The sequence below is a fragment of the Brevibacterium sp. XM4083 genome (genome assembly GCF_006489205.2).
Taxonomy (GTDB): Bacteria; Actinomycetota; Actinomycetes; order Actinomycetales; family Brevibacteriaceae; genus Brevibacterium.
The window spans coordinates 14499-39752 of sequence record NZ_VFYR02000001.1; the positions used below are offsets into that span (position 1 = coordinate 14499).

Sequence of the window (25254 nt, forward strand, 5' to 3'; positions counted from 1 at the left end):
GCGGTGATCAGCGCAGCACGAATCCCGGCACGAGATCGTCCCGCGGGTCGACCTCGAAGGTGCACGTCGCGACCCGGTGGGCGGTGCCCGTGACGAGAGGGACGACGCCGCCGGCAGTGCCCCAGCTGGTCCCGGCTCCCCAGCCGGCCCCGCTGCCGGAAGTCCGCCCAGCCTCCCTGCTGCCGTCACTGTCCCCGTTGCCGTCACCGCCGTCGAGTTCGGCGAGGACCCTGGCCCGGAACCGCGTGCCGACGATCGATTCGTGGAGCAGCGTCTGCCCCGAGTCGAGTTCGCCCGTCGCGCTCAGCGCTGCGATGCGCGCGGCCGTCCCCGAACCGCAGGGTGAGCGGTCGACCTGACCGTCCGCGAAGACCGTGACGTTGCGATGCCAGACCTCACCATCGTCGGTGGTGCCGAGCCGGTTGACGATGATCGTCCCGTAGACGCCGCTGAGGCGGTCATCGCTCGGGTGCGCGGTGGCCGGATGCCCGGCGAGTGCGGCCTTGACCTCGCGTCCGAGGGCGATGAGCTCGCCGAGGCGGTCCGGTTCGACCGTGATCCCCAGCGCATCCCCGTCGACGAGTGCATAGAGCGCCCCGCCCCATGCGAGATCGACGGAGGCCTCGCCCCGTGCCGTCGTCACCGGGAGGCCGGTGGCGACGAGGCGGCTGGGCACATTGACGAAGTCGACCGAGGTCACCCCGCCGGTCTCGTCCGTGTGCACCGCAGCCCGGACCCTGCCCGAGGGCACGTCGATGACGACCTCGGTGGTCCCGGAATCGTCTGCCCGGATGAGCCCCGACTCGATCGCCCAGACGCCCAGGGCCATCGTGCCGTGCCCGCACGCGGTGGAGAACCCGTCCTTGTGCCAGAAGAGCACGCCGAAGTCGGCGCCGTCGTCATCGGGTGGGACGAGGAAGCCGCCGTACATATCGGCGTGTCCGCGCGGTTCGAAGCAGAGGAGCTGCCGCAGTCCGTCGACCTCGGCCGAGCGGATCGCGAACGCCCGCCGGTCGGCGACGGTGGTCCCGGGAATGTCGACCGGGGGCTCCGGCACGATCCGGAACGGCTCACCGGCCGTGTGGTAGTCGACCGTCGTCACGGTCCCCATGGCGCTCCGCTCTCCCCGGTCGTCGTCCGTCCTGCTCATCGACCCAGCCCCATCCCGACCCGCAGGCCCTCGAGCACGGCGGCATGGACATTGCGGGAGGCGACCGCGTCACCGATCCGGTAGAGCGCGAACGACCCGGTCACCTCGGCGGATGGACCCGGCTGCGGCTGCCCGCGCACCCACGCAGCGAGGTCGATCTCCCCACGATTGGACGCCCGGTCACGCAGCTCGAGGTAGACCTCGTCATTGGGCAGCGTCCCGTGATCGACGACGACGGCATCCGTCTCGATCTCCGCCTCGAGGTCCGAGTATTCGCTGGTGAGAACCGCCCGCACCCCGGTGCCGTGCGGCTGCGTCGCCGTCAGGCGCTCGCCGAGGCGGACCTCGACCCCGCATTCGGAGAACGTCCGCAGGTAGGCCGGGGAGTTCATCGACCCGACGTCGATGCCGATCGTCCGCTCCGGGCTGACATAGGTGACGTGCTGGCCGGCGCGGGCGAGCCGCTCGACGGCGTCGAGGGCCGGGTACGCCCCGTGGTCGTCGAAGACGAGAACGCGCTGCCGACCGCGGAGGTGATCGTCCATGACGTCCCACACGTCGAACGCGGCGAGGTCGCCGGAGTCGGGGATGCCCCCGGTGGCGACGATGACGACGTCGGGGGAGAGGCCGAGCACCGCCTCGGCGTCGGCATAGGTGTTGAGGCGCAGATCGACGCCGTGCTTGCGGCACTGCTGGACCCGCCAGTCGACGATCCCGATGAGGTCGCGGCGACGCTCGGACCGGGCGGCGATGCGGACCTGACCGCCGGGCGCGGAATCGGCTTCGAGGACGGTGACCCGGTGTCCGCGGATGGCGGCGACGCGGGCGGCTTCGAGGCCGGCGGGACCGGCCCCGACGATGACGACGTGCTTGGCCTCGGTGACGGAGCGCGCGGGCACTTCCTGCGGCAGGTCGGCCTCGCGACCGGTCGCGGGGTTGTGGATGCACGTCGCCGATCCGGACGTGTAGATGCTGTCGAGGCACATGTTCGCGCCCACACACGGGCGGATGTCGTCCTCCCGGTGCTCGGTGATCTTCGCGACGAGGTGGGGGTCGGCCAGTTGTGCCCGCGTCATCCCGACGAGGTCGAGGCAGCCGTCCTCGATCGCGTAGCGCGCGGTCGGAACGTCGGCGATCCGGGCGGCGTGGAGGACGGGGATGTCGATGGCCTTGCGGATCCGACGGCACGTCTCGAGCCACGGTGCCGAGGGCGTGCCCATCCCGGGGATCGCTTCGGCGAGGACCCGATCGGAGCTGATCGTGCCGACGTTGAGATTGAGGAATCCGATGCCGTGGGCGGCATACGTCTCGAGGACGTCGGTCGCCCGGTCCTCGCGCATCCCGTCGTCGCGGAGTTCGTCGACGGCCATCCGGATGCCCACGAGGAAGCCCGCGGGCACGGCGGCGGTGACGGCGTCGATGACGCGCAGCGGGAAGCGCATGAGCGCGTCGAGGTCGCCGCCCCACTCGTCGGTGCGCTCGTTGAGCCAGGACGCGAGGAAGGAGTCGAGGAGGTGGCCGGCGTGCATGATCTCGAGGCCGTCGAACCCGGCCGCGGCGACCCGAGCGGCCGCGGCCGCGAAGTCGGCGACGATCCGGTCCATGTCGAAGTCCTCTAGCGCCTTCGTGAACGACCGGTGCGCGGGCTCCCGGGTCCGCGACGGCGAGACGAGCGGCAGCCAGTCCCCGGCGAAGTTCGACGAGCGCATCCCCAGATGCGTCGCCTGGATCATCACCGCGGCGCCCTCGGCGTGGCAGTCCTCGGCGATCGCGCTCAGCCAGGGGACGACCTCGTCCGTCGTCAGGTCGATGTTGCCGAACGCGGCCGGTGAGTCCTTCGACACGATCGCGGACCCGCCGATCATCGTCAGCCCGACACCGCCGCGCGCCTTCTCCCGGTGGTAGAGCCGGTACCGGTCCGTCGGCATGCCGCCCTCGGTGTAGGCGGGCTCGTGCGAAGTCGAGACGATGCGGTTGCGCAGGGTGAGTCCGCCGAGGTCGTACGGCTGGAGCAGCGGGTCGTCCATTCCTCCTCCATCGCAGGAACGGGTTCCAGAGCCGGAGCGGGGTGCCGGAATGAGGCGGGCCGCGGGGCTGGAACGGATTGTCGGGCTGGTGCGGGCTGCAGTACTGGTGTGGGCTGCAGTTCTCACACTGATTGGTAGGTAATCGATTACCGACTACCTGTCTTCCATCGTGGATTCTCCGGGCTATGCTGTCAATAGTTCTGGCAGGAGAGGACGGCAGGGGGCGATGGCATGGACCGAGCGAAGCAGCCTTCGCTGCGTGAGCATGCGCTCTCGATCATCCGCGACGCGATCGCCACGGGCGAGCTCGCCGAGGATCGGATCTATTCGGCCGCCGGGCTTGCGAAGCAGCTCGGCATCTCGCTCAGCCCGGTGCGTGAGGCGATGATGGCACTTGTCACCGAAGGCACCGTCGAGGCGGTGCCCAACCGGGGTTTCCGCCTCGTCCCGATCACCGAGGCCGACCTCGAGGAGATCATCCGCATCCGCGTCCTCCTCGCCGTGCCTGCGGTGCGGCAGCTGTGCGATCGGCTCGCCGAGGCGGGGCCCGGGTCTGCTGCGGGCGAGGGCAGTGCGGGGTCGGCTGCGGGTGCCAGCGGTTCTGGGGCCGTCGACCTCGAGGGCGCCGACGGGAGAAGCGGTGGCGGAAACGTCCCCACGGGGACGGGAGACAGCGCCCTTGCGGGGACGGGAGACAGCGCCCTTGCGGGGACGGGCGAGGCGATCCGCGATCAGCTGCGTCGGCTGCGCACCCATGCCGAGGCGACGGTGGCCGCGGCCGTTGCCGGCGACCTCGTCGCCTTCTACACCCATGACCGCCGGTTCCACGAGTCGCTCCTCGCGTTCGGGCTCGGACGCCGTGCCGCCGAGATCAGCCTGCGGCTGCGCGACCAGTCCCGGATCGGTCATCTCCCGACGGCGAACGCGGGGCCCGGCGGCGCGGGATCCAGCGATGCGGGACCCGGCGGAGCGGAGATCGGCAGCGCGGGATCCAGCGGCGCGGGAACTGACGACGCGGGACCCGGCAGCGCGAGGTCCAGCGGCGCGGGATCCGGCAGAGCGGGAACCGGCGCCCACGCGACTCCAGGAGCGGGATCCCGCAGCGCGGGGACAGGCGCCGGGGTCGGAGCTGATAGCTCGGACGCCTCGGTGAGGGGACGTGCTGTCGAGAGCGTCGCAGTCACCTCGGCGAAGGAGCTCATCGACATCGTCGACCTCATCGAAGCGAACCAGCCCGACGCGGTCGCCGATCTCGTCACCCGCAACCTCTACTTCTACAAGCGCACCGAGGCTTCGGCCTCGGATGTCTCGGAGTGAACGGCACCGCCGGACCTCTCAGCACACGACATCGCCCCTCCCGCGCGCACTGCGCGGAAGGGGCGATGCCCTGTGCTGGTCCGTCGTGCCTGGTCACGTCAGCGAAGTCTGCTCAGACGCAGCCGGGCCGTCCCGGACGGGGCCGCACGCGCTAGGACGACACCGCGTCTGCTCGGACGATGCCTCGTCCCTTCAGTTCAGATCACCAGCTCTGACTGAGCGTCGTCGACGTACTCACTTCCCGGCGCCGATCGGCATAGTTTCGGGGTCGATGTCGGGGTTCTCGTCCTGGCCCTTGGCGAGCTCGACGGCCTCTTCGCGCGACGACACCGTCGGGAACGACCCGAGCAGCGGCCGGTGCGCGGATTCGCGCATGAAGAACACGGCGACGAGCGCGATGACCGAGAAGAACATGATGTAGAACGCCGGCATGTACGAGTTCCCGGTGAGGTCGATGAGTGCCTGGCTGAACAGCGGCGTCGTGCCGCCGAACAGTGAGACGCCGAGGTTGAACGTCAGGCCCATCGCGCCGTAGCGCGACGCCGTCGGGAACAGCGCCGGCAGGGTCGAGGCGAGGCATGCGATGTAGAACGCCGCGGGCAGCGCGACCATGAACAGTGCGATTGTCACCGCCCACATCTCGCCGATCTGCATGACGGCGAAGGCGGGGACGATGAGGACGATCGTCATGCCTGCGGCCAGCCCGAAGACGAACCGGCGGCCGAGCCTGTCGGAGAGCCGACCGATGAGCGGCAGGCAGATCGACATGATGACGAGCACCGGGATGGTGACGACGGCGGCCTGGATGTTCGAGACCTTGACCGTCTCCTCGAGGTAGGTCGGCATGAAGCTCGTCAGCGCGTAGCCCACCGTCTGCGATCCCGCGACGATGGCGATGCCGATGAGGATCTCCTTCCAGAAGTGGCGGACGACGCCGATGAGGCCGTGGCGGGCGAACGGATCGTCCGCGCTCTTCGTCACGAGGCCCTCCTCCTGAGCGGCTTCGAAGCCGGGAGTCTCCGGGATCTTCATCCGGAACCAGATGGCGACGACACCGAGCGGGATGGCGACGAGGAACGGGATCCTCCAGCCGCCGTCGACCATCGCGTTCTCGCCCCAGATGCTCGTGGTCACCACGCTCGTGATGGCCACGGTGCCGGCACCGGCGGCGAAGCCGAGGTAGGAGCCGACGTCGAGCCAGGCGGCCCAATAGCCGCGGGACTTGTCGGGGGCGAACTCGGAGACGTAGGTGGTGGCACCGGCGTACTCGCCGCCGGTGGAGAAGCCCTGGATCATCTTGAGGATGTAGAGGGGGATGATCACCCACAGGCCGACCTGAGCGGCGGTGGGCAGAACGCCGATGAGCGCCGTGGCCGTCGCCATCGTCGCCATGGTGAAGAAGAGGACCTTCTGGCGTCCGATCTTGTCACCGAGCGGTCCGAGCACCATGCCGCCGAGCGGGCGGACGAGGAAGGACACGGCGAAACCGAGCAGCGTGACGAGCAGTCCCATCTGCGGATCCATGCCCTCGGTGAAGACGGCGGTCATCGTCACGGCAAGGTAGCCGTAGACGCCGAAGTCGAACCATTCCATGAAGTTGCCGACGGTCGTGCCGCCGATCGCGGTGCGGATGGACTTCGGCTCGACGACGATGCAGTCGTCGGCTTCCAAGCGCTTCTTCTTCGTCGACCGCCGCTTGATGCGGAAGGGCTTTCTGCTCTCCGCGCTCGGTTCGGTGTGGCCGGATGTCATTGCTGATTCCTCACGTTGACTGAGATGAAAACGCCGCGGCAACGGCCGGCGGCGTCAAGGCAATGGAGTTCATCTTTGCGCTGTGCGCAAGCACTGTCAACAGCAATTGTGAACCAGATCACGCAGAAGGCGGATCGTCCGATGCGGATTTCGCACCCGCGCTTCGGTGTTCTCATGCGGCAAGCGGCGCTGTGTCGCCATGGAGATCGCCGTGATCCTATTCACGTCCGAATTGTGACAGGGGTCACATGGTGAAACGAATGATTCCGTCAGGGAAGCCTGCCGCCGTCCCGGCTCCCGAAGAGTGGGAAGGCCCTCGCCGAGGTGGTCGCCCGGTTGACGACAGCGGCGCGCACGCCGGGACTCCCGCCCCGGCGTGCGCGCCGTCGATGTGGTGGATGCTGTCGCCGTCAGGCGTCGTGAGCATGCGAGGGAACGACGACCCGGAAGTTCGCGAGCTCGGGGTCGACGCTGCCGCGCACGTGTCCCGAAGGGCTGGCCGCAACCGCCTGGAGGAAGTCGATCGTCTCCTGGGTGATCTCCTCACCGGGCAGGACGTTGGGAATCCCGGGAGGATACGCGGCGAGCGAACTCACACTGATCCGGCCGGCCGCCTCGGCGGCGGAGACGACCTCGGACTCCGCGAAGAACGCATCGCGCGGAAGCATGACGAGGTCGCCCGCCGCCGGCAGCGGCGGGATCTCGACCGCAGCGTCGTCCTCGGACGCCGGTGCGGTGATCTGCTCGATCGACCCGTCGACCTCGGCGTGGATACCGGCCTCGGCGTTCTCGAGGCGCAGCTGCTCGAGGGCGTCGAGGAGACGGCTGATGTCCGGGGACTTCCCGAGTCCGATGAGCGCGACGAGCGTCGTGGCCGTGGCCATCTCGGCGAAGATCCCGAAGTCCTCGGCCAGGCGCTTGCGGACGGTGTGCCCGTCGAGGCCGGTCGCGGTGATGTCGATGGGCAGGCGGAACGGGTCGATGTCGACGACGTCCGGGGAGCTGAGGAAGTCGGCCGAGAGCAGCCGGTAGTGCTCCGACCCTTCGATCTGGGCGCGGGCGTGGCGGATGTTCGCCAGCGACTCCGTGATCGCGTCATGGGAGTTGACGAGGTCGCGGCGGGCGATGTCGATCGACGCCATGAGGTGCGCGTTCTCGCTCGTCGAGGCCGTCATCATGAACGCGCGGGCGAGTGCCGGTTCGAGGCGGTCGGCGAACTCGGTGTCGCCGAGGTGGAGGAGCGCGGACTGCGTGAACGAGCCGGCGAGCTTGTGGGTGCTCATGATGACGACGTCGGCGCCGAGCGTGACCGGGGAGGCCGGGAGGTCGGGGTGGAAGCCGAAGTGCGCACCCCATGCCGCGTCGACGATGAGGATCGCGCCGGCCTCGTGGGCCACCTCGGCGAGGGCCGCGACGTCGGCGACCGCACCGAAGTAGCTCGGGGTGACGAGATAGACGGCCGTGACCGTCTCCGGGTGGCTGCGGATCGCGCGGCGCAGCGAGTCGGGGGTGACGCCGTGGGCGATGCCGTTGACCTCATCGACGTTGGGTGAGACGAAGCGCGGGTTGAGTCCGGCGAGGACGATGCCGTCGATGAAGCTCGAATGGGCGCTGCGCTGCGTGACGACGCCCGAGCCGAGGGTGCCGATGGCCAGCGCCGCCATCCGGTTGCCCTGCGAGGAGCCGTTCGTGAGGAACCACGTGCGGCGGGCTCCCCACGCTTCGGCCGCGAGCTCGAGGGCCTCGTCCTTCGGGGTGTCGACGCCGAGGTCGATGCCGTCGAAGAGCGGAGGGATGTCGAGGGCGAGCACGTTCTCGCCGAAGAAGTCGGCCTGACCTGCGGAGATGCCGTCACCGTTGCCGCCGTGACCGGGAGTCTGGAGAAGCAGGGGGTTGCGGGCGGCGGCCTTCGCGAGAGCGTCGGCGTAAGGGGCGTGAGTGCGCGCGCGATCGCCCTCGTGGGGTGTCGCGGGCATGGCGGAGTCCTGGTGCACGGTCATGCCTTCAGGGTAGGGAACACCGGCGTTGGGGAGAATAGCAAGTTTCCTCTCCTGCTCTATAGTCAGTATTGAACTCATCGAGGGAGAGCTATGGAAGTCCTGGACACTCGCGGACTCGTCGCGCTGCGCGCCGTCGCAGATGCGGGATCGGTTGCGGCAGCGGCGACGCGGCTCGACTGGAGCCAGCCGACCGTCAACCATCACCTCGCGAATCTCGAGCGCGCGCTCGGGGCGACCCTCATCGAACGCACTCCCCGCGGCTCGCATCCGACGACCGTCGGCAGCCTCGTCGTCACGCGGGCAGTGGAGATCCTCGGTCTCGCCGACCGCCTCGTCGACGAAGTCGCGCTGTGGCGGGATTCGCAGGCGGTGCCGGTGAAGATCGGGGCCGTGCCCACCGTCGGCGCCCGCGTCATCCCGCTGCTCCACCACGAGCTGCAGAAGCGTCCGCGGTGGCAGGTCGGGGACGATGCGTCGGCGACGGTGCTCGGGGCTGCCCTCGACGTCACGATGGACGAGCACGCGAAGCTCGTCTCGCGCCTCGAGGCCGGCGATCTCGACCTCGCACTCCTCGTCTCCACCGATGTCGACAAGGTGTGGATCCCGCCGAGCCTCACGGCGCGGAAGCTCTACTCCGAGCAGCTCTTCCTCTGCGTGCCCAAGGCCGTGGGACCGGTGCCGATCGATCCGCACGGGCTGCCCGACTTCGCGGCGCTCGTCACGCAGTCGTGGGCGTTCAGCATCGATCCCGGCGACGCCATCGACGAGGTGATCCGAGCGTTCTGCCTGGCCGCGGGCTTCGAACCCCGGGTGGGGATGCGGATGGACGACTACGCGGCGATCAACAGGATGATCGCCGCGGGTCTGGCGATCGCGATGATCCCCGAGTCCTCACTGCCCACCGACCCTGAGATCGAGATCGTCCCGATGCCCCTGTCGGCCGCCCGGCGGGACGTCCTCCTCGTCTCCCGGGCTCCGCAGCTCGGCCCGCGGCAGAAGTCTGCGCGACACGATCCGATCGTCGCCGCCCATTCCGCCGCCGTCGCCGAGGTGGTCGCTGACGTCCGCACCGTCACCGCGGTCTGGCGGTAGGCCGTCAGGAATGGGACTGCGGCCCCGGCGCTGGGCGGTCGGACCGCGCACTGCAGTCACGGCGGGGGCAGTCGGACCGCGGTGAGGGAGTCGGGGCGGTCGGGCTGCGGATCGCAAGCCTGAGAGCGCGACGCCGGTGTGGGGACCACCCGGGCGGACCGCCTCGGCGGTAGGCAGTCGGACTACGAGGTGGCTCTCAGTGCGGCTGCCAGGCGTCTTCGATCGCGACTCTGTCCGTGATCTCCGGGGGCAGGGTCTTGACCGCGAGGTCGGCCATCGTCACCTTCTCGAGGACGTCGCGCAGAGCGAAACGGGCGGCGACCCACACCTGTTGGAGGCATTCGGCGGCGTCATCGTATTCGACGGCCTCGGGCCGCTGGCCGTAGATGGAGACGAGGGGGCCGTCGACGGCGCGGATGACGTCGGCGGCGGTCACCTCGGCGGCTGGGCGGGAGAACCGCCACCCTCCGGACTTTCCGCGGACGGAGACGAGGATCCCCGCGCGACGGAGGTCGGCGAGGATCGACTGAAGGAAGCCTTTGGGGATGTCCTGCCGGCGTCCGAGTTCGTCGGCGCTGATGGGATCGCCGTCGACAGCGCCGGCGATCTCGATGAGCGCGCGCAGCGCGTAGTCGGATTTCGTCGTGACCCGCATCCCGATATGCTACCGCGCACGGCGGTTCGGTAGCACCCTGTCTTGCCGCCTGAGGGTGCGGAACACGACAGGCGCAGTGCGGTGGTGTCGGGCTGACTCACCGTGGCGCCGACTCTGACGCCTCGCGGGTCGTGCCGACCCGCGAGGCTGGCTGATCCGAGGTTGGCAGGCCTGAGCCGGGACGACCCGAGCCCGGCCGGCTTGGGCCTGGCCGACCTGGGCCTGGCCGACCCGAGCTCTGCTGATCTGAGTCCGGCCGACCCGAGCCCGGGCGGCCCGAGCCTGACTGATCCAAGCCCGGACGACCTGAGCCCAGCCGAGTCGAGCCCTGCTGATCTGAGTCCGGCCGACCCGAGCCCGGCCGACCCGCGAGTCCGGCCGTCTTGGGCCTGGCCGACCCGAGCCTGGGCGGCCCGAGTCTGACTGATCCAAGCCCGGACGACCTGAGCCTGACTGACCCCAGCCCGGCCGACCCCTCGGAGGGGGTGGCAGGCGTGGCCTCAGGCCTCGGCGCCGACGGGTTCGGTTGCGGCCTCTGCGCGACGGGCCCTGCGCTCGAGGCGGACGACGTGGATGAGCAGGGAGATCCACCCGAGTGCCAGCGCCGCGAGGATCGTCGAGACCACGGGGGTCGACGCACCGAGGGCCAGTGCGATCGTCCGGGCGTTCGTGAGGATGATGATGCCGCCGGCGGCGATCGCGAGGACTTTGGCCGGAAGGATCTTCACGAGCCACGCCGCGAACGGTGCGGCGATGATGCCGCCGACGAGCAGAGCGCCCGCGATCGACCACTCGATGCCCTGAGAGCCGAGGGCGAAGAGGAAGCCGAGCGATCCGCCGACGGCGACGACGAATTCGCTCGTGTCGATCGAGCCGACGACCTTGCGGGGCTCGAGGCGTCCGGAGGACAGGAGAGTCGTCGTGCCGACCGGCCCCCAGCCTCCGCCGCCGATTGCGTCGAGCGCGCCGCCGACGAGTCCGATGGGCACGAGCAGACCCTTGCCCGGGCGGCCCTTGAACGTCGGACGGGCGCCGCCGAGGGCGAGGAAGCGCCAGATGACGTAGACGCCGAGGGCGAGCAGCAGACCGGAGATCCACGGGGTGGCGGCGTCGCCGTTGAGTCCGGCGAGGAACGTCGCACCGGCGAAGGCGCCGACGAAGCCGGGGACGGCGAGGATGAGGACGGTGCGCCAGTCGACGTTGCCGAACTTGTGGTGGGAGATGCCGGAGACGAGCGAGGTGCCGATCTCGGAGAAGTGCACGGCCGCCGAGGCGGTCGCCGGGGCGATGCCGGTGGCCAGCAGCAGGGTCGTCGACGTCACGCCGTACGCCATGCCGAGGGATCCGTCGATGAGCTGGGCGATGAGCCCGACGATGCCTAAGACGATGAGCTGCCTCATGGTGGCCGCCTTTCCGTTGTGCGAGGTTGAGTGAGATTGTTGAGCAGATTCACGTGCCTCCCACACAATACTCATTAAGTTGAGTGAATTACTACACTATGAACTTCTGTGACAGCGGCAGCAGAGGAAGCGGATGAGCGAGTCGCAGATGCTCATGACGGAGCAGCGGTTCTGCGCCGCATCCGTGGCGATCCCCGTGTTCTGCGCCAGGTTCATGGTGAAATTCGCATCCAGATCACCATGAACCTGGCGCGCAATCGCCGTGAACGCGGCGCACATTGCTCAACTATCAACGCGATCCGCGACCTGCGACCCGCGACCTGCGACCCGCGAACCGCGACCCGTGACTCGGCGACCTGCGACCTGTGACTCGGCGACGCGAGGCAGGCAGCGACCCGCGACCCGCGACTCGTGACTCGGCGACCCGACGCAGGCTGCGATCCGCGCGGCGTGCGCCCTGGAGTCGGTGCCCGTCCTGGTGCCACCCGGGACGCAGGGACTTCCGGACGCAGAGTGTCGATTTCGACCTCGATCATCGACACTCTGCGTCCGGAGTACGACGACGCGAACACGGGAGGCGCAGGTTCGGGGCGTAACTGTCGGTTCACCGCGTAGTTGTCGTGCCACTGTGTCGGTGGGCGGGGTGGTTCGGTGGGCGGGGTGGTTCGGGGTGCAGCGCCGTGCCGCGACGGGATTCTCCCCGCCCCGCGCGCTGTCCCCACCGACCGCCGGAGGATCGACCCCCTCAGCCGGAGGACTGCGAGGCTCGCGAGGACTGCGGTGCCCGCGAGGACAGCGGCGCCTCTGGGGCCCGCGAGGCCCGCGAGGACTGCGGGGCGTGGGCCTGTTCGGTCACGCGGAGGACGTCGAGGTCGACCTGCCCGTCGATGCCCGCGACGTTCGCGAAGTAGTGGACCTGCCACATCGTCCACTCGCCGCCGGGCCGGACGAAGAAGTTCGTCACCCACTGCGGGCGGTCGGCCAGCGTCCCGATCGTGTAGTCGGAGGTGAAGGATCCGCGCGCATAGACGAGGAGCTCGCGACCCCACGCGTCCTCGACGATGCGCCGGAAGTCCTCGAGCTCGGCGTCGACCTCGTCCTGCGGCGGCCGCTGCTGACAGGCGCCGATGAGTTCGAGGTCGATCGCCGGTGCCAGCGCCTCGGGTTCGGGAGGGGCGGCGGCGAGGAAGTTCTCGGCCTGCTCGGCGCCGGGGGAGCAGAGGGTGAAGAAGTGATAGGCGCCGCGGCGCACGCCGGCGGTTGCGGAATCCGTCCAGTTCGCGGCGAATCGGGGGTCGACGTAGTCGTTGCCCTCCGTGGCCTTGATCATCGCCGCGGCGATGTCGTCGGCGGCCACCGCCCGCCAGTCGATCGCGCCCTGGTGGTTGGAGACGTCGATCGCGTGGACCTCGCCGGGCTCGAGCGCAGGCCGGGTGTTCGGCACCCACGCGAACCACCAGACGGCCACCGCAAGGACTGCGACGACGACGGCGATCGCCGTGAGGGGAAGCGGTCGACGCCAGGGCGGGGTGGGGGCTCGGCGGGGTGCGGTCACAGGACCAAATCTACCCGGCGGCGCCCTCCACTTCGCGGACGATCGGCAGCTCGCACGTCGTCGGTGCGTGCTGCCGGTAGCCGGAGAGGAATTCGCCGAGGCGGTCGATCGACTCGGTGAGCACGTCGACCGACGGCAGCGTGACGAGACGGAAGTGATCGGGCCGCGACCAGTTGAACGCGGTGCCGTGGGAGACGAGGATCTTCTGCTCGCGCAGCAGATCGAGGGCGAACTGCTCGTCGTCGGTGATCCCGAACTTCTCGGTGTCGAGCTTCGCGAAGAGGTAGAGCGCCCCGTCGGCGCGTTCGGCGCTGACGCCGTCGATCGAGTTGAGGCCCTCATGGGCGACGGTCATCTGCTCGCCGAGGCGGCCGGTCGGCAGCACGAGATCCTCGATCGACTGCTTGCCGCCGAGCGCCGCCTGGATCGCGTGCTGAGCGGGCACGTTCGCGCACATCCGCATGTTCGCAAGCAGGGTGATGCCCTCGATGTAGCTCTTCGCCTCGGCGAGGGGTCCGGTGATCGCGAGCCACCCCGCCCGGTAGCCGGCGATCCGGTAGGCCTTCGACAGTCCCGAGTAGGTCAGGCACAGCACGTCGTCGCCGGTCAGGGTCGCCATGTTGATCATCTCGACGCCGTTGTAGGTGATCTTCTCGTAGATCTCGTCGGCGAAGACGATGAGGTGGTGGCGGCGTGCGATGTCGGCGATCGCGGCCAGCGTCTCACGCGGGTAGACCGCACCAGTGGGGTTGTTCGGGTTGATGACGACGATGCCGCGCGTGCGCTCGGTGATCTTCGACTCGAGATCCTCGAGGTCGGGCAGCCAGCCGTTCTCGTCGTCGCAGAGGTAGTGCTTCGGGGTACCGCCGGACAGGGCCACCGAGGCGGTCCACAGCGGGTAGTCGGGACTGGGCACGAGGATCTCGTCACCGGGATTGCACAGGGCCTGCAGCGAGAGGGTGATGAGCTCGCTCACCCCGTTGCCGAGGAAGACCTCCCGCGTGTCGAGGTTGGTGATCCCCTTCGACTCGTAGTGCTGGACGACGGCTCGGCGCCCCGAGAGGATGCCGCGCGACTCCGAGTAGCCCTGCGCGACGGGCAGGTGACCGACGATGTCCTGGACGATCGTCTCAGGCGCTTCGAAACCGAACGGTGCGGGGTTGCCGATGTTGAGCTTGAGGATCGTGTGTCCCGCTGCCTCCATCGCCTCCGCCTCTTCGAGGACGGGACCCCGAATGTCATAGAGGACATTGGCCAGCTTCGACGACTGCCTGAACATGTGTGCCTTTCTTCGGCGACTGCTGCCTCTTCCACGCTAGGGCCCGGACCTGAGTGCTCCCGACCAAACAGAGGCGCGTTTCGAACACCTTTGTCCGCCCCGACGGACCGAAGTGCAGACCTTTGGGCAGCCGCTCGTGTCGTGCGGGGCGACCCGGCAGCGCCGCTGCCCGGCTGCCGGCAGGCGACTAAGCTGAGTACCGTGTCCGATCCTGCACCGCGCCGCCGCGGCCGCCCGCCGAAGTCCTCGCGCGGTGACGCGCGCCAGGCGATCGCGAAGGCCGCGGCCGACGAGTTCTCCGACCGCGGGTACGATGCGACGTCGATGCGCGGCATCGCCCGCCGCGCCGGCGTCGATCCGGCGCTCGTCCACCACTACTTCGAGTCGAAGGCTGCCCTCTTCGCCGAGGCGGTGAGACTGCCCGTGCGCCCCGACCGGATCGTCCGGCGCGCGCTCGACGCCCCGCTCGACCGCCTCGGCGAATCGATCGCCGGCACGGTGCTCACCGCCTGGGAGGACCCGAGGATCAGGCCGATCGGCATCACCCTGCTCAAATCCGTCATCGGCGGATCCGCGGCCGGCAGCCTGCTGCGGCAGTTCATGGTCCGGGAGCTCGGGTCGGCGATCACCGGCAAGCTCACCGCGGAGGGCATCGAATCCGCCGAGGCGGAGCTGCGGTCCTCGCTCGTGCTCAGTCAGATGGCCGGCGTGCTCATCATCCGCCACGTCGTCGCCCTCGAACCGCTCGCCTCGGCGCCGCTGCCGGAGGTCATCGCCCGGACCTCGCTGTCCGTGCAGCGGCACATCGACGGGAACACGCAGGTCAGCGACCCGGACCGCGACGACGACGGTTCCCGCGACTGACCTTCCACGGTCGTACGGCAAGCCCGTCCGCGGTCGTGGGGCAAGCCCGTCCACGGTCGTGGGGCAAGCCCGTCCACGGTCGTGGGGCGAGCCCTTCCACGGCCATGCGGCGAGCAGTGCGCCGACGCGGATGGCAACTCGTACCCGCCGGATCGCGCCGATTCCGGACGGATTCCCCTTGACGGCTCCGACGAAGAGGCGTCTAATTCATCGTATGATGAATAATGTCATCGAGACCCGCGGCCTCACGGTCCGGCGCGGACGCACGACGGTCCTCGACCGGCTCGATCTCGACGTGCCGACGGGCGCGATCGTCGGCCTGCTCGGCCCCAGCGGCAGCGGCAAGACGACGCTCATGCGCGCGATCGTCGGCATGCAGATCACCCGCGGCGGCACCGTCACCGTGCTCGGTCGGCCCGCCGGATCGAGGGCGCTGCGCCATCGAGTCGGCTACATGACCCAGCAGGCGAGCATCTACGACGACCTCACCGTCGAGCAGAACCTCCGCTACTTCGCGCGCATCGTCGGCGCCCCGGCCGCGGATGCCGCCCGCGTCATCGAGCGCACCGGCCTGACCGGGCAGACGCGGCAGCTGGCCCGCACGCTCTCGGGCGGGCAGGCCAACCGCGTCTCCCTCGCCGCGGCGATGCTCGGCACCCCCGACCTCCTCATCCTCGACGAACCGACCGTCGGCCTCGACCCCGTCCTCCGGGCCGACCTCTGGGACATCTTCCGCCGGCTCGTCGACGACGGGGCGACGATCCTCGTCTCGAGCCACGTCATGGACGAGGCGACCCGGTGCGATCGGCTCCTCCTCATGCGCGACGGCAGCATCATCGCCGACACCACCCCGCCCGACCTCCTCGCCGCGACAGGTGCGGAGACCGCCGAGGATGCCTTCCTCACGATCATCGAACGCGATCGCGCCGGAGGCCACCACCTCCTCGGCGAGGTTACGAACGGTGCCGCGAACCACCGCAGGCCGTCGCGGCGACGCGGGCGCAGGCGATCCTCGAGCAGCGGTCGGGAACGATCCGCCGGCCGGGACGGAGGCACGCGATGACCGCCCAGCGCACGCTCGCCACCGCCGGGCGCGTCCTCCTCCAGATCGGTCACGATCCGCGCACGATCGCGCTCCTCCTCGTCGTGCCGAGCCTCCTCATCGGCCTCGTCGCGTGGATCTTCGACGAGACCGAGGTCTTCGCCGACATCGGCCCGGCGATGCTCGCGCTCTTCCCGTTCATCGTCATGTTCCTCGTCACGAGCATCTCCACCCTGCGCGAGCGTCGCAGCGGGACGCTGGAGCGGCTGCTGTCGATGCCGCTCGGCAAGGGTGACTTCATCCTCGGCTATACGCTCGCGTTCGGTCTCCTCGCCATCGTGCAGACGGCGATCGCCGGGACCTACGCGATCTGGGTGTGCGGACTCGAGATCGAGGGGTCGATGGTCCTGCTCTTCGTCGTCGCGATCGCCGATGCCCTCCTCGGCACCGCGCTCGGCCTGCTCGCCAGCGCGTTCGCGCGCACCGAGTTCCAGGTCGTCCAGTTCATGCCGGTGCTCGTCTTCCCGCAGATCCTCCTCGGCGGGATCTTCCTCGCCCGGGACCGGCTGCCCGAGGTGCTCGAGACCATCGGCGACTGGCTGCCGCTGTCGCACGCGATCGACGCGCTCACCGCCGTCGCCACGGGGTCCGAGGACGCCGACTGGGTGTGGCTGCGGATCCTCTTCATCGTCTGCTGGATCGTCGGGGCGATCATCGTCGGCTCGCTCACGCTGCGCCGTCGGACCCCGTGACAGCGCGCTCAGGCCCGCCTGCGGTCGGAGGCGAGCATCCCGAAGACGAGGGTGTCCGTCCACTCGCCCTTCGACCACCAGTCCCTGCGCAGGTGGGCTTCGCGTTTCATGCCGATGCGCTCGGCCAGCTTCGCCGAGGCGGTGTTCCGGGCATCCATCTGCGCGACGACCCGGCGCAGCTGAGCGTCGTCGAAGGCATGGTTGAGCACGGCGAGCGCCGCCTCCGAGGCGAAGCCGTGGCCGCCGGCAGCGGGGTTGAGCACCCAGCCGATCTCCGCCTTCGTCTCGTCCGCGGAGTCGAGCCAGATCGCGATGTCGCCGATGACGGTCGAGCCGGCGAAGTCCTCATGATCGTCGTCGGTCTCGATGACGAGGGCGAGTGCCTTCGACTCCCCGGCCAGCCCCGTGCGGGGGATCCGCTTGCCGATCTCGGTCCGCGCCACCTCGGCGGTCCAGGGGTCGCAGAGAAGGAACCGCGAGACGTCCTCGCGCGCATAGATCGGCAGCAGCGCCTCGGCGTCGGAGGGCTGGTAGGTGCGCAGGCGCAGCCGCGCGGTGCGGACGGTGAGCGCAGGGTCGGTCATGTCGTCTACCGAACCACGCCGCCACCCCCGGGTCAAGGTGCGCACATGGGGTGCATTCGGGATGGGGCATTCGTACCGAGGGGCCCGTACGGAGGGGTCCGTGACGGCGCACTCGGTCGGGGTGGGGCCTCGCCCCGGCCGACCCTGAGGCCGGGCGCTCGCCCCACCGTGCCCGGGCACTCGCCCCACCGTGCCTGGGCACGCGCCCCAGCTTCCCGGGCCACCTGCTCGCGGGAGCGCGAACGGCACGGTCGCCGACCCACAGCACGGGGAACCCGTGCCGCTGGCCGACGGCCGTGCCGTGAGCGGAGGCGTGAGCTGATTCGGCTCAGCCCGGACTCTGAGTCAGAGCGTCCTGCTGCTCAGATGTTGATGAGCTTGCGGCGCTGGGCGTAGCGGACGAGGGCGGTGCCGCCGATGATCGCGGCGACACCGAAGAAGATCGCCGCGCCGATCTCGACACCGGTGCGCGGGAGGGTGCCTCCGCCCTTGCCGGCGAGTCCGGGGCCCTGGTCGCCGCCGGAGGAGCCGTTGCCCTCGCCGCCGTCCGAGCCGCCGCCCGAGCCACCGGCTCCACCGGCGCCGTTCTCATCGGAGTTCCCGTTCGACTCATCGCCACCGGCGTCCGATCCGCCGGCATCGGCCGAGCCGTTCGACTCGTTCCCGCCGGCGTCAGCGGACCCCTCGGAGGTGCCGCTCGAGTCATCGGAGCCCGCGGGGTCGTCACCCGGGTCGCCGGGCACCTCGGCGTCGGGGTCGAGGCCGAGTCCGTCGAGGATCGTGAAGTGCGTGTCCGTCTGGTCGGTGAGTCCGACGACGTTCGCGGCACCGGGACCATAGGCGGCGATGCGCACCTGCGACCCGGTGTGGCTCTGCGAATTGCCCTCTTCGGCGGTGCCGTACGCGACGGTCATCGGGCTGCCGTCCTTCGTCTCCAGCGTGCGGCTCAGGCCCGGCGTCGTCGAACCCGTCTCGACGATCTGGCTCGTGTGGGCGTGGTCGGCGGTCGTGATGACGAGCGTCTCACCGTCCTGCTTCGCGAAGTCGAGAGCCGCGGTGACGGCCTCGTTGAGGTCGACGGTCTCACCGATCTGACCGCACGGGTTCGCCGCGTGGTTCTGCTTGTCGATGCTCGCGCCCTCGACCTGGAGGAAGAAGCCCTTGTCGTTGTCGAGGAGGTCGACGGCCTTGGTCGTCAGCGCCTCGAGGCTGGGCACGGCGGAGGTGCGCTCGGGGTTGTCCGTGCACTGCGCGGCCGGTTCGCCGCCACCGGTGCGGGTGGCCAGCGGGCCCTCCCAGCGGACGGGGAAGTTGCCCTCGGAGAAGAGGCCGAGGACGGGGGCGTCCTGGTTCGCCTCGGTCACCGCATCGAGTGAGGACGCGTCGTCGACGAGCTGGTAGCCGCGCTCCTCGGCCTGCTGGCGCAGGGTCTTGCCCTCCCAGTCACCGGCCTTCGCGGTCTGCTCGAAGGAGGCCGAGCCGCCGCCCAGAGTGACATCGGCGCGGGTGTTGAGGATCTGCTCGCTGATCGACCCGAGCCCGCCGTTCTCGAGGGCGGCCTCGGAGCAGTCCTGGCTCGTCTCCTCGGGGCCGTAGCAGCCGCGGGCGGAGATGTGCGAGGCCTGCGCGGCCGGAGTCGCATCCTGGATCTCAGAAGTTGAGACGTTTCCGGTCTTCAGGCCGTTCGCCCGGGCGATCTCGACGAGGGTCTTCTCCGGGGTGCCGTTGCGGTCGATGCCGAGCGCTCCGTTGTACGTCTTCACGCCCGAGGCCCAGCCGGTGGCGCTCGCCGCGGAGTCGGTGACGTAGTTGGGCTTGCCGGTGTCCCGGTCGACCGCGTACGTCGTGTAGCTGCCGGTCAGCGGCAGTTCGTCGATGCCGGAGAAGCGGCCGTTCGCGCCCTCGGCGTAGTTGCGGGCGACGGTGATCTCCGAATCGCCCATGCCGTCTCCGATGAGGAGGATGACGTTCTTCGCCCCGGCGTCCTCGATCGACTTCCGGATCGAGTCGGTCATGTCGCCGTCGAGCTGGCGGGCACCGCCGGGCTCATCGATGCCGGCCGCCGAGGCGGGGGCGGCGACACCGAAGAGCGCGAGGCTGAGCGCGCCGGTTGCTGCTGCGAGACGCAGAGTTCTCCTGGCCATGATTGTCCTTTCGGATCGTGGTGCGCGAGTGCGCGAATCTGCCATTCCAACCTACTCAGGGAACTCGCAGACTGTGTTGATCCGGGATGAAGGGCGCGTGAATTGCCCTGTCACATGACCACTATGCGGACGGCCGGCGGCGCGGTCATGACCGCCCGAGCACATGTCGGACCCGGCCGAGCGCTCGGGCCGGGTCCGGTCATGACCGGCCGAGCGCCTGCTTCCACGACACCTTCGGTCCCGACTTCAGGATCGACTGCTCGAAGATCCGGGTGGCCAGCAGCAGGGCGAGCAGCGTGGTGACCACGAGGATCGCGAGCGACACGAGCGGCTCCCACCAGGCGGTCGTGCCCATGAACACCCGCATCGGGACGGCGACGGCCGCGGAGAACGGAATGTAGCTGAGCACCGCCATGATCGACTCGTTGTCGGAGAAGAGGACGACGCCCATGTAGGGCAGGAGGATGAGCATCATGATCGGCGTGCTCGTCGACCCGAGGTCCTCCGAGCGGGAGACCATCGACGCGGCAGCCGCGTAGAGGGCGGCGATCATGACGAAGCCGACGACGAAGAGGGGGATGAACCACGCGATCGGGTCGGCGAGACGACCGAGGACGAGGTCGTTGCCGCTGATCGCGGCACCGACGAGCACCGCGACCGCGGTGAGCGCGACCTGCGCGAACGCGAGCACCGAGCACGCGATGACCTTGCCGAACATGATCGCCCGCGCCGAGGTGGAGGCGAGCAGGATCTCGACGATCCGCGACTGCTTCTCCTCGACGACCGATGAGGCGATCGTCATCCCGAACGTCATCGCCGAGGAGAGGAAGATCAGGCCGAGGCCGAGCCCGATGAAGCGGGTGAGCGCCGGGTCGGGGGCATTCGGGTCGAGGATGTCGACGGTCGGGGCGAGGCTGAGCGCACCGCTGAGCGACTCGGGTGCCGCCCGCAGGGCGATGATCGTCGTCCCGGTCGGTGAGTCGGCGGAGTCGACGACGGCCGCGACGACCTCTTCGCTGCGCACGAGCTCCTCGGCCTCCTCGGTGCTGCCGACGACGACCGGTTCGATGCCGTCGATGCTGGCCACGGAACCCGCCGAGGTGACCGCCACCTTGTCCGTCGAGGCGAACAGTGAGGGCAGCGACCCGGAGACGGCGACGAGCGCGCCGAAGAGGATGACCCCGAGCAGAGTGGAGAAGACGAAGGCCTTCGAGGTCAGCCGGACCATGATCTCGCGCTCGATGACGAGGCCGATCGCCGTGGTGAAGCTCGCCCGGGTCGTCGTCACCGGTGTCGAGAGATGGGTTCCGGGAATGGGCTGGTGGGCGCTCATGCCTGCGTGACCTCCTGGAAGAGACGATTGAGGGGAACGGAATGGGGTGCGAACGCGCGCACGGACGACAGGGCCATCGCCTGCCGGAGGACCGCCTCGGCGGCATCACCGTCAGGGGCGGAGAACCGCACCCACGTGCCGTCGAACTCGGCGACGTCGATGTCGGGAAGGTCCCGGACCCAGGCGAGATCCGCATCGGCCTCGAGGATCCACTCCGGGCGGCTGCGCTGCCTGCGCAGCTCGTCGGCGGTGCCGGTCGCGACGAGGCGGCCCTGGTTGATGATGACGAGATCGTCGACGAGGCGTTCGACGAGGTCGAGCTGATGACTCGAGAAGAGGACGGGAGCACCGGTGTCGGCGAAGTCGGTGAGCACGTCGAGGGTGCGTTCGACGGCGATCGGGTCGAGACCGGAGAACGGTTCGTCGAGGACGAGCGCGCGGGGGCGGTGGATGAGGGCTGCGGCGATCTGCACCTTCTGCTGGTTGCCGAGGCTGACCGATTCGAGCGTGTCCGTCGGCTTGCCGCTCAGGTCGAGCCGGTCGAGGAGTTCGAGACCGCGGCGCTTCGCCGAATGCCGGCTGAGGCCGTGGAAGCGGGCGAGGTAGACGAGCTGATCGATGATCGGCATCTTCGGGTAGAGCCCGCGCTCCTCGGGCATGTATCCGATGGCGCTGCGGTCGGTGGCGGTGATCGGCTGGCCGTCGACGGTGATGCGACCGGCATCGGCGGCGAGGACGCCGAGGAGGATCCGCATCGTCGTCGTCTTGCCTGAGCCGTTCGCGCCGACGAAACCGGTCATCCGGCCGTCGCCGATGGTGAACGAGAGGTCGTGGAGGACCTGCTTGTCGCCGAAGCTGCGTGCGATGTTCTCAAGCGTGATCATGCCTCAACGCTATGCGGGGACACGGTGCCCGCGGCTCACCCGGACGGGCGAAATCCGCCTCCTGCTGCCGGGGGAGCTGCCTGTGTCGCAGCGGACCCCGGCCGGTCGGGGCCGGCTGCGGCGCGTTCCGACTTCGCCGGGCCTGCGCTCAGCCCGTCTGCCCGGGCTGGGCTTGATCGATGAGGAGTCGGGCGAGGGTGACGGAGCGGTCGATGTCGACGTCGTCGAGCAGCGACGAGCCGGGGATGAGCGAACGCATGAGGAACGTGCCGACGAAGCTCTCCATGAGGGCGTCCGCTTCGACGTCGTCGAGGACGATCTCCCCGCGGGCGGCGGCGCGGTCGAGGATCTCGGTGAGCACCGCCATCCGCTGCGGCAGGAAGCCCTTGACGAAGGCGTCGGCCGCCTCGTCGGGGCCGTCGTGCATGTGGGCGAGCCACGCGGGCATCGCCGCGCGGACGAACGGATCGTTGAAGATCGCCGCCTGCTGGGCTTGGAAGGCGCGGAGGTCGCCGGCGAGAGTGCCGGTGGGCTCCGGGGTGTCGAGCGGGTGCCGCCGATCGACGAGCGCGGGGACGAGGTCGGCGACACTGGTGAAGCGGCGATAGAACGCGGGCTTGCTCGTGCCGGCGGAGGCGACGATCGCAGCGACCGTCGCCGCCCCGTAGCCCTGGTCGATGATGATCTGCGCCGCGGCATCGAGGATGCTCAGGTCGATCGAATCGTCGCGCGGCCGACCGGAGAATCGATTGGTGCTGATGTCGATCATCCTTCACATCGGTCGTGCGGTCGCAGAATTCGCTCTGACTGTAGCAGAGGAGAGGGGTGGGGTTGCCGGTTCTTTATCATTCCGTTACGCTACGTAACGAGCGGTGGCATACCATCCCGCTCACCCCTCATGAGCAGTGCTCGTGATCCATCCCCAATGGACGTGGAGGCAGGGCGCTGTGAACAGCAGCGCCCTGCTCCGTCCGTGGGTGAGGTGCCCTGTCGGATGAGGCGCATTGTGGGATGCGGAGCCCCGTGGGACGAGGCGCTCTGTGGGAGAAGCGCTCTGTGGGAGAAGCGCCGAGGCGGTCGTGTCCTCGGGGCGGGTGTCGGGGTGGTCATGTCGTCGGCGCGGACTCCCCGACGCGGACGACACCGTTCTCATACGCCCAGATGACAGCGTGTGTGCGATCGCGGATGCCGAGCTTGGCGAGCAGGTTCGACACGTGCGTCTTCACCGTGGCCTCGCCGAGGTGGAGCCGACCGGCGATCTCGGCATTGCTCAGGCCGGTGGCGAGGAGGCGGAGGACCTCCTGTTCGCGTTCGGTGAGGAGGTCGAGTGCGGGAGAGGGCTGCGCGGTCGCAGCCGGGGCGTGCACCGAGCGTTCGATGACGCGGCGCGTGACCTCGGGGGAGAGCAGGCCGTCCCCGCTGGCGAGGGCCTTGATGGCGTCGATGAGCTGTTCGGCCTCGGCGGTCTTGAGGAGGAAGCCGCCGGCCCCCGCGGCGAGCGCTTCGAAGAGGAAGTCGTCGCGATCGAAAGTCGTGAGCATGAGGACGGCGCTTCCGATGTCGCGCCGGACGATCTCCGCCGTGGCGGCGAGGCCGTCCATCACCGGCATCTGGACGTCCATGCAGATGACGTCGGGCGTGAGCTCGATGGCACGGTCGATCGCGATCTGCCCGTTCTGGGCTTCGCCGACGACGGCGATGCCGTCCTCGGATTCGAGGATCGTGCGGAAGCCGGTGCGGACCATCGACTGATCGTCGACGAGGAGGACTCTGATCATGCGTGCCGTGCCTTTGTGCTCGGGGGTGCGGTCGGGTTCGGAGGTGCGGTCGTCTCCGGCGGTGCGGTGGGGTTCGGGCTGTCCGGGGACGCGGGCGCCGAGGCGGCGCTGTCCGTGGTCTCGGCCGCAGGCGTTTGGTCTGCCATCGGCGTCGGAGAATTCGCGGTCGATGCAGAGATCTCAGGTGCGGTGATCTCGGGCGCGGTCGACGCCGTCGGGGGCGTTTCCGGGCGCGTGTAGGGGATTCGGGCGCGGACGAGCCAGCCGCCGCGTGACTTCGGACCCGCGTCGAGGGTGCCGCCGAGGGCGCTCATCCGCTCGCGCATCCCGACGATGCCGAGCCCCGTGCCCTGCGACCGGCCGGCACCGTCGGACTGTCCGGTGCCGGGTGACTGCCCGACCCCGGGTGACTGTCCGCCCCCGGGCGACTGCCCGCCCCCGGGTGACTGTCCCGCCCCGGGCGACTGCCCGGCGCGCTCGCCGGCCGGGGAGGAGTCGCTGACCTCGACTTCGAGGTCGCTCGCGCCGTAGCGGAAGCGCACCACCACCTCGGCGCCGGGGCCCGCGTAGCGCTTGGAGTTCGTCAGGGATTCCTGGATCACCCGGTAGACCGAGAGCTCGGTGATGGCGGTGAGCGGATGCGGTGTCCCGTAGGTCGCGATGTCGAGGTGCTGTCCGCTGCGGCGGGCGTCGGCATAGAGGTCGGGGAGGTCGGCGAGTCCGGGGGTGCCGCTCGTCCGGTTCGCCGCAGCGGTCGCGGAGCTCGTGTCGCGCAGGGTGTAGACGAGGGTGCGGAGCTCGTCGACGGTCTCCCTCGTCGAGGTCTCGATGGTCTGCAGTGACTCCCGGGCACGGTCGGGGTTCTTCTCCAGGCTGCGCCGGGCGGCTGCGGCGTGGATGCCGACCCCGGCGATGTGATGGGCGACGCCGTCGTGGAGTTCGCGGGCGATGCGGACGCGTTCGAGGTCGAGCGCCTGGTCGGCGAGCTGCTGTTCCTGCCGACGCACCTCGTCATTGGCGGCGCGGAGTTCGCCGACGAGGCGCCGCTGATGCCAGGCGCGGTCGCCGAAGACCCATGCCCCACCGAAGAAGAGGAGGTTGATGAGGAACGTGATGCCGGAGTTCGCCGCGTACTGCAGGACGGTGAGCTCACCGAGGCCGGAGAGCTGGACGACGGCAGCGCCGATGATCGAGGCGAAGATCGCGATGCAGAGCAGGAGGCGCGACATGAACGCGGCCTGACGGTTGCTCTGCCAGGCCCCGATCGAGTAGACGGCGAGGAAGAGGGTGATCTGCGAAACGCCGGGTTCCATCATCCCCAGGAACTGGGCGGCGATGTAGAGGGCGGAGACCACCCAGGCGACGAGGCTCGGATGCGTGCGTCGGAAGACCAGGGGCAGGGGCACGATGAGAGAGGCCAGGCACGAGGCCCACAGCGGAACCTTGAACGGCCAGAAACCGCCGGCGTTGTAGAGAGCGGCGAAGACGGCCGAGCCGATGCCGAGCGCGGCCACGAGGTACCAGTCACGGACTCGCGGTCGCCTCTCCTCGGCGGTGATCGGCTCTGCCATTCCTCCAGCTTAGACAGAAGGAGGTCGCCGGCGGCATCCCTCCGAGAGCTGATTCGCCTCCACCGCACGGGGGAG

The 25254-nt window shown here is 69.6% G+C and carries 21 protein-coding genes; 6 read left to right on the top strand and 15 right to left on the bottom strand.

Features of this window, described 5'->3' with window-relative positions:
• Nucleotides 1–7: 7 nt before the first annotated feature.
• Together FJ887_RS00060 and FJ887_RS00065 are read right to left on the bottom strand one after the other, a co-directional pair.
• A complete protein-coding gene (locus FJ887_RS00060) occupies nt 8–1150 on the bottom strand; it encodes a proline racemase family protein (protein ID WP_249356915.1) in 1143 nt (380 codons plus the stop codon).
• Nucleotides 1147–3177: an oxidoreductase gene (locus FJ887_RS00065; protein ID WP_137826878.1), complete on the bottom strand. Its 2031-nt coding sequence runs from the start codon at nt 3175–3177 to the stop codon at nt 1147–1149. The genes FJ887_RS00060 and FJ887_RS00065 overlap by 4 nt, the downstream gene beginning before the upstream one ends.
• Before the next feature lie 231 nt (nt 3178–3408).
• Between FJ887_RS00065 and FJ887_RS18225 the strand changes: the two genes are divergently transcribed.
• Nucleotides 3409–4494 (top strand): GntR family transcriptional regulator, encoded by a 1086-nt coding sequence (locus tag FJ887_RS18225; protein ID WP_283202138.1) that lies wholly within the window; start codon nt 3409–3411, stop codon nt 4492–4494.
• A gap of 234 nt (nt 4495–4728) precedes the next feature.
• On the opposite strand, the gene FJ887_RS00080 is transcribed toward FJ887_RS18225, so the two are convergent.
• Nucleotides 4729–6246, bottom strand: coding sequence for an MFS transporter (locus FJ887_RS00080; RefSeq protein WP_250786133.1), 1518 nt, complete (start codon nt 6244–6246; stop codon nt 4729–4731).
• A gap of 410 nt (nt 6247–6656) precedes the next feature.
• A complete protein-coding gene (locus FJ887_RS00085; protein WP_137826877.1) occupies nt 6657–8246 on the bottom strand; it encodes an aminotransferase class I/II-fold pyridoxal phosphate-dependent enzyme in 1590 nt (529 codons plus the stop codon).
• A gap of 90 nt (nt 8247–8336) precedes the next feature.
• Between FJ887_RS00085 and FJ887_RS00090 the strand changes: the two genes are divergently transcribed.
• A complete protein-coding gene (locus FJ887_RS00090) occupies nt 8337–9338 on the top strand; it encodes a LysR family transcriptional regulator (protein ID WP_140955797.1) in 1002 nt (333 codons plus the stop codon).
• Nucleotides 9339–9534: 196 nt separating this feature from the next.
• Here the strand turns inward: FJ887_RS00090 and FJ887_RS00095 are convergent, their stop codons facing one another.
• Both FJ887_RS00095 and FJ887_RS00100 read right to left on the bottom strand, forming a co-directional pair.
• Nucleotides 9535–9993, bottom strand: coding sequence for an RrF2 family transcriptional regulator (locus FJ887_RS00095; RefSeq protein ID WP_137826875.1), 459 nt, complete (start codon nt 9991–9993; stop codon nt 9535–9537).
• 500 nt (nt 9994–10493) lie between these two features.
• Nucleotides 10494–11393 carry a sulfite exporter TauE/SafE family protein gene (locus tag FJ887_RS00100; protein ID WP_137826874.1) on the bottom strand — a complete coding sequence of 300 codons (900 nt, stop codon included), beginning with the start codon at nt 11391–11393 and terminating at the stop codon, nt 10494–10496.
• A gap of 108 nt (nt 11394–11501) precedes the next feature.
• Here FJ887_RS00100 and FJ887_RS00105 point away from each other — a divergent pair, with 108 nt between their 5' ends.
• On the top strand, nt 11502–11762 hold the full coding sequence (locus tag FJ887_RS00105) for a hypothetical protein (RefSeq protein WP_137826873.1): 261 nt from the start codon (nt 11502–11504) through the stop codon (nt 11760–11762).
• Between the two features lie 376 nt (nt 11763–12138).
• Here the strand turns inward: FJ887_RS00105 and FJ887_RS00110 are convergent, their stop codons facing one another.
• Both FJ887_RS00110 and FJ887_RS00115 read right to left on the bottom strand, forming a co-directional pair.
• The gene (locus tag FJ887_RS00110) at nt 12139–12948 is read right to left on the bottom strand and encodes a GH25 family lysozyme (protein WP_140955796.1); all 810 of its coding nucleotides are present in this window, start codon (nt 12946–12948) and stop codon (nt 12139–12141) included.
• 10 nt (nt 12949–12958) lie between these two features.
• Nucleotides 12959–14227, bottom strand: a complete 1269-nt coding sequence (locus FJ887_RS00115; protein WP_137826964.1) for a pyridoxal phosphate-dependent aminotransferase — start codon at nt 14225–14227, stop codon at nt 12959–12961.
• A gap of 201 nt (nt 14228–14428) precedes the next feature.
• Between FJ887_RS00115 and FJ887_RS00120 the strand changes: the two genes are divergently transcribed.
• The 3 genes from FJ887_RS00120 to FJ887_RS00130 all read left to right on the top strand — a co-directional run bounded on the left by FJ887_RS00120 (nt 14429) and on the right by FJ887_RS00130 (nt 16885).
• Entirely contained in the window at nt 14429–15091 is a 663-nt protein-coding gene (locus FJ887_RS00120) for a TetR/AcrR family transcriptional regulator (protein WP_171007127.1), read from the top strand.
• A 214-nt stretch (nt 15092–15305) separates the two neighbouring features.
• Nucleotides 15306–16154, top strand: coding sequence for an ABC transporter ATP-binding protein (locus tag FJ887_RS00125; protein ID WP_137826966.1), 849 nt, complete (start codon nt 15306–15308; stop codon nt 16152–16154).
• The gene (locus tag FJ887_RS00130) at nt 16151–16885 is read left to right on the top strand and encodes an ABC transporter permease (protein ID WP_137826967.1); all 735 of its coding nucleotides are present in this window, start codon (nt 16151–16153) and stop codon (nt 16883–16885) included. Before FJ887_RS00125 ends, FJ887_RS00130 begins: the two co-directional genes overlap by 4 nt.
• 8 nt (nt 16886–16893) lie before the next feature.
• Here FJ887_RS00130 and FJ887_RS00135 read toward each other — a convergent pair whose 3' ends face one another.
• From FJ887_RS00135 to FJ887_RS00165, 7 genes are all read right to left on the bottom strand, one after another.
• Nucleotides 16894–17469, bottom strand: a complete 576-nt coding sequence (locus FJ887_RS00135) for a GNAT family N-acetyltransferase (protein WP_137826968.1) — start codon at nt 17467–17469, stop codon at nt 16894–16896.
• A gap of 362 nt (nt 17470–17831) precedes the next feature.
• Complete coding sequence (gene phoA, locus FJ887_RS00140) at nt 17832–19613, bottom strand: alkaline phosphatase (protein ID WP_137826969.1); 1782 nt, start codon at nt 19611–19613, stop codon at nt 17832–17834.
• Nucleotides 19614–19812: 199 nt separating this feature from the next.
• Nucleotides 19813–20946, bottom strand: coding sequence for an ABC transporter permease (locus FJ887_RS00145; protein ID WP_137826970.1), 1134 nt, complete (start codon nt 20944–20946; stop codon nt 19813–19815).
• The gene (locus FJ887_RS00150) at nt 20943–21830 is read right to left on the bottom strand and encodes an ABC transporter ATP-binding protein (RefSeq protein ID WP_137826971.1); all 888 of its coding nucleotides are present in this window, start codon (nt 21828–21830) and stop codon (nt 20943–20945) included. Before FJ887_RS00150 ends, FJ887_RS00145 begins: the two co-directional genes overlap by 4 nt.
• Nucleotides 21831–21978: 148 nt before the next feature.
• Nucleotides 21979–22599, bottom strand: a complete 621-nt coding sequence (locus tag FJ887_RS00155) for a TetR/AcrR family transcriptional regulator (RefSeq protein ID WP_137826972.1) — start codon at nt 22597–22599, stop codon at nt 21979–21981.
• Nucleotides 22600–22936: 337 nt separating this feature from the next.
• Nucleotides 22937–23608 carry a response regulator gene (locus FJ887_RS00160; protein WP_137826973.1) on the bottom strand — a complete coding sequence of 224 codons (672 nt, stop codon included), beginning with the start codon at nt 23606–23608 and terminating at the stop codon, nt 22937–22939.
• The gene (locus tag FJ887_RS00165; RefSeq protein ID WP_140955795.1) at nt 23605–25179 is read right to left on the bottom strand and encodes a sensor histidine kinase; all 1575 of its coding nucleotides are present in this window, start codon (nt 25177–25179) and stop codon (nt 23605–23607) included. Before FJ887_RS00165 ends, FJ887_RS00160 begins: the two co-directional genes overlap by 4 nt.
• Nucleotides 25180–25254: the final 75 nt, after the last annotated feature.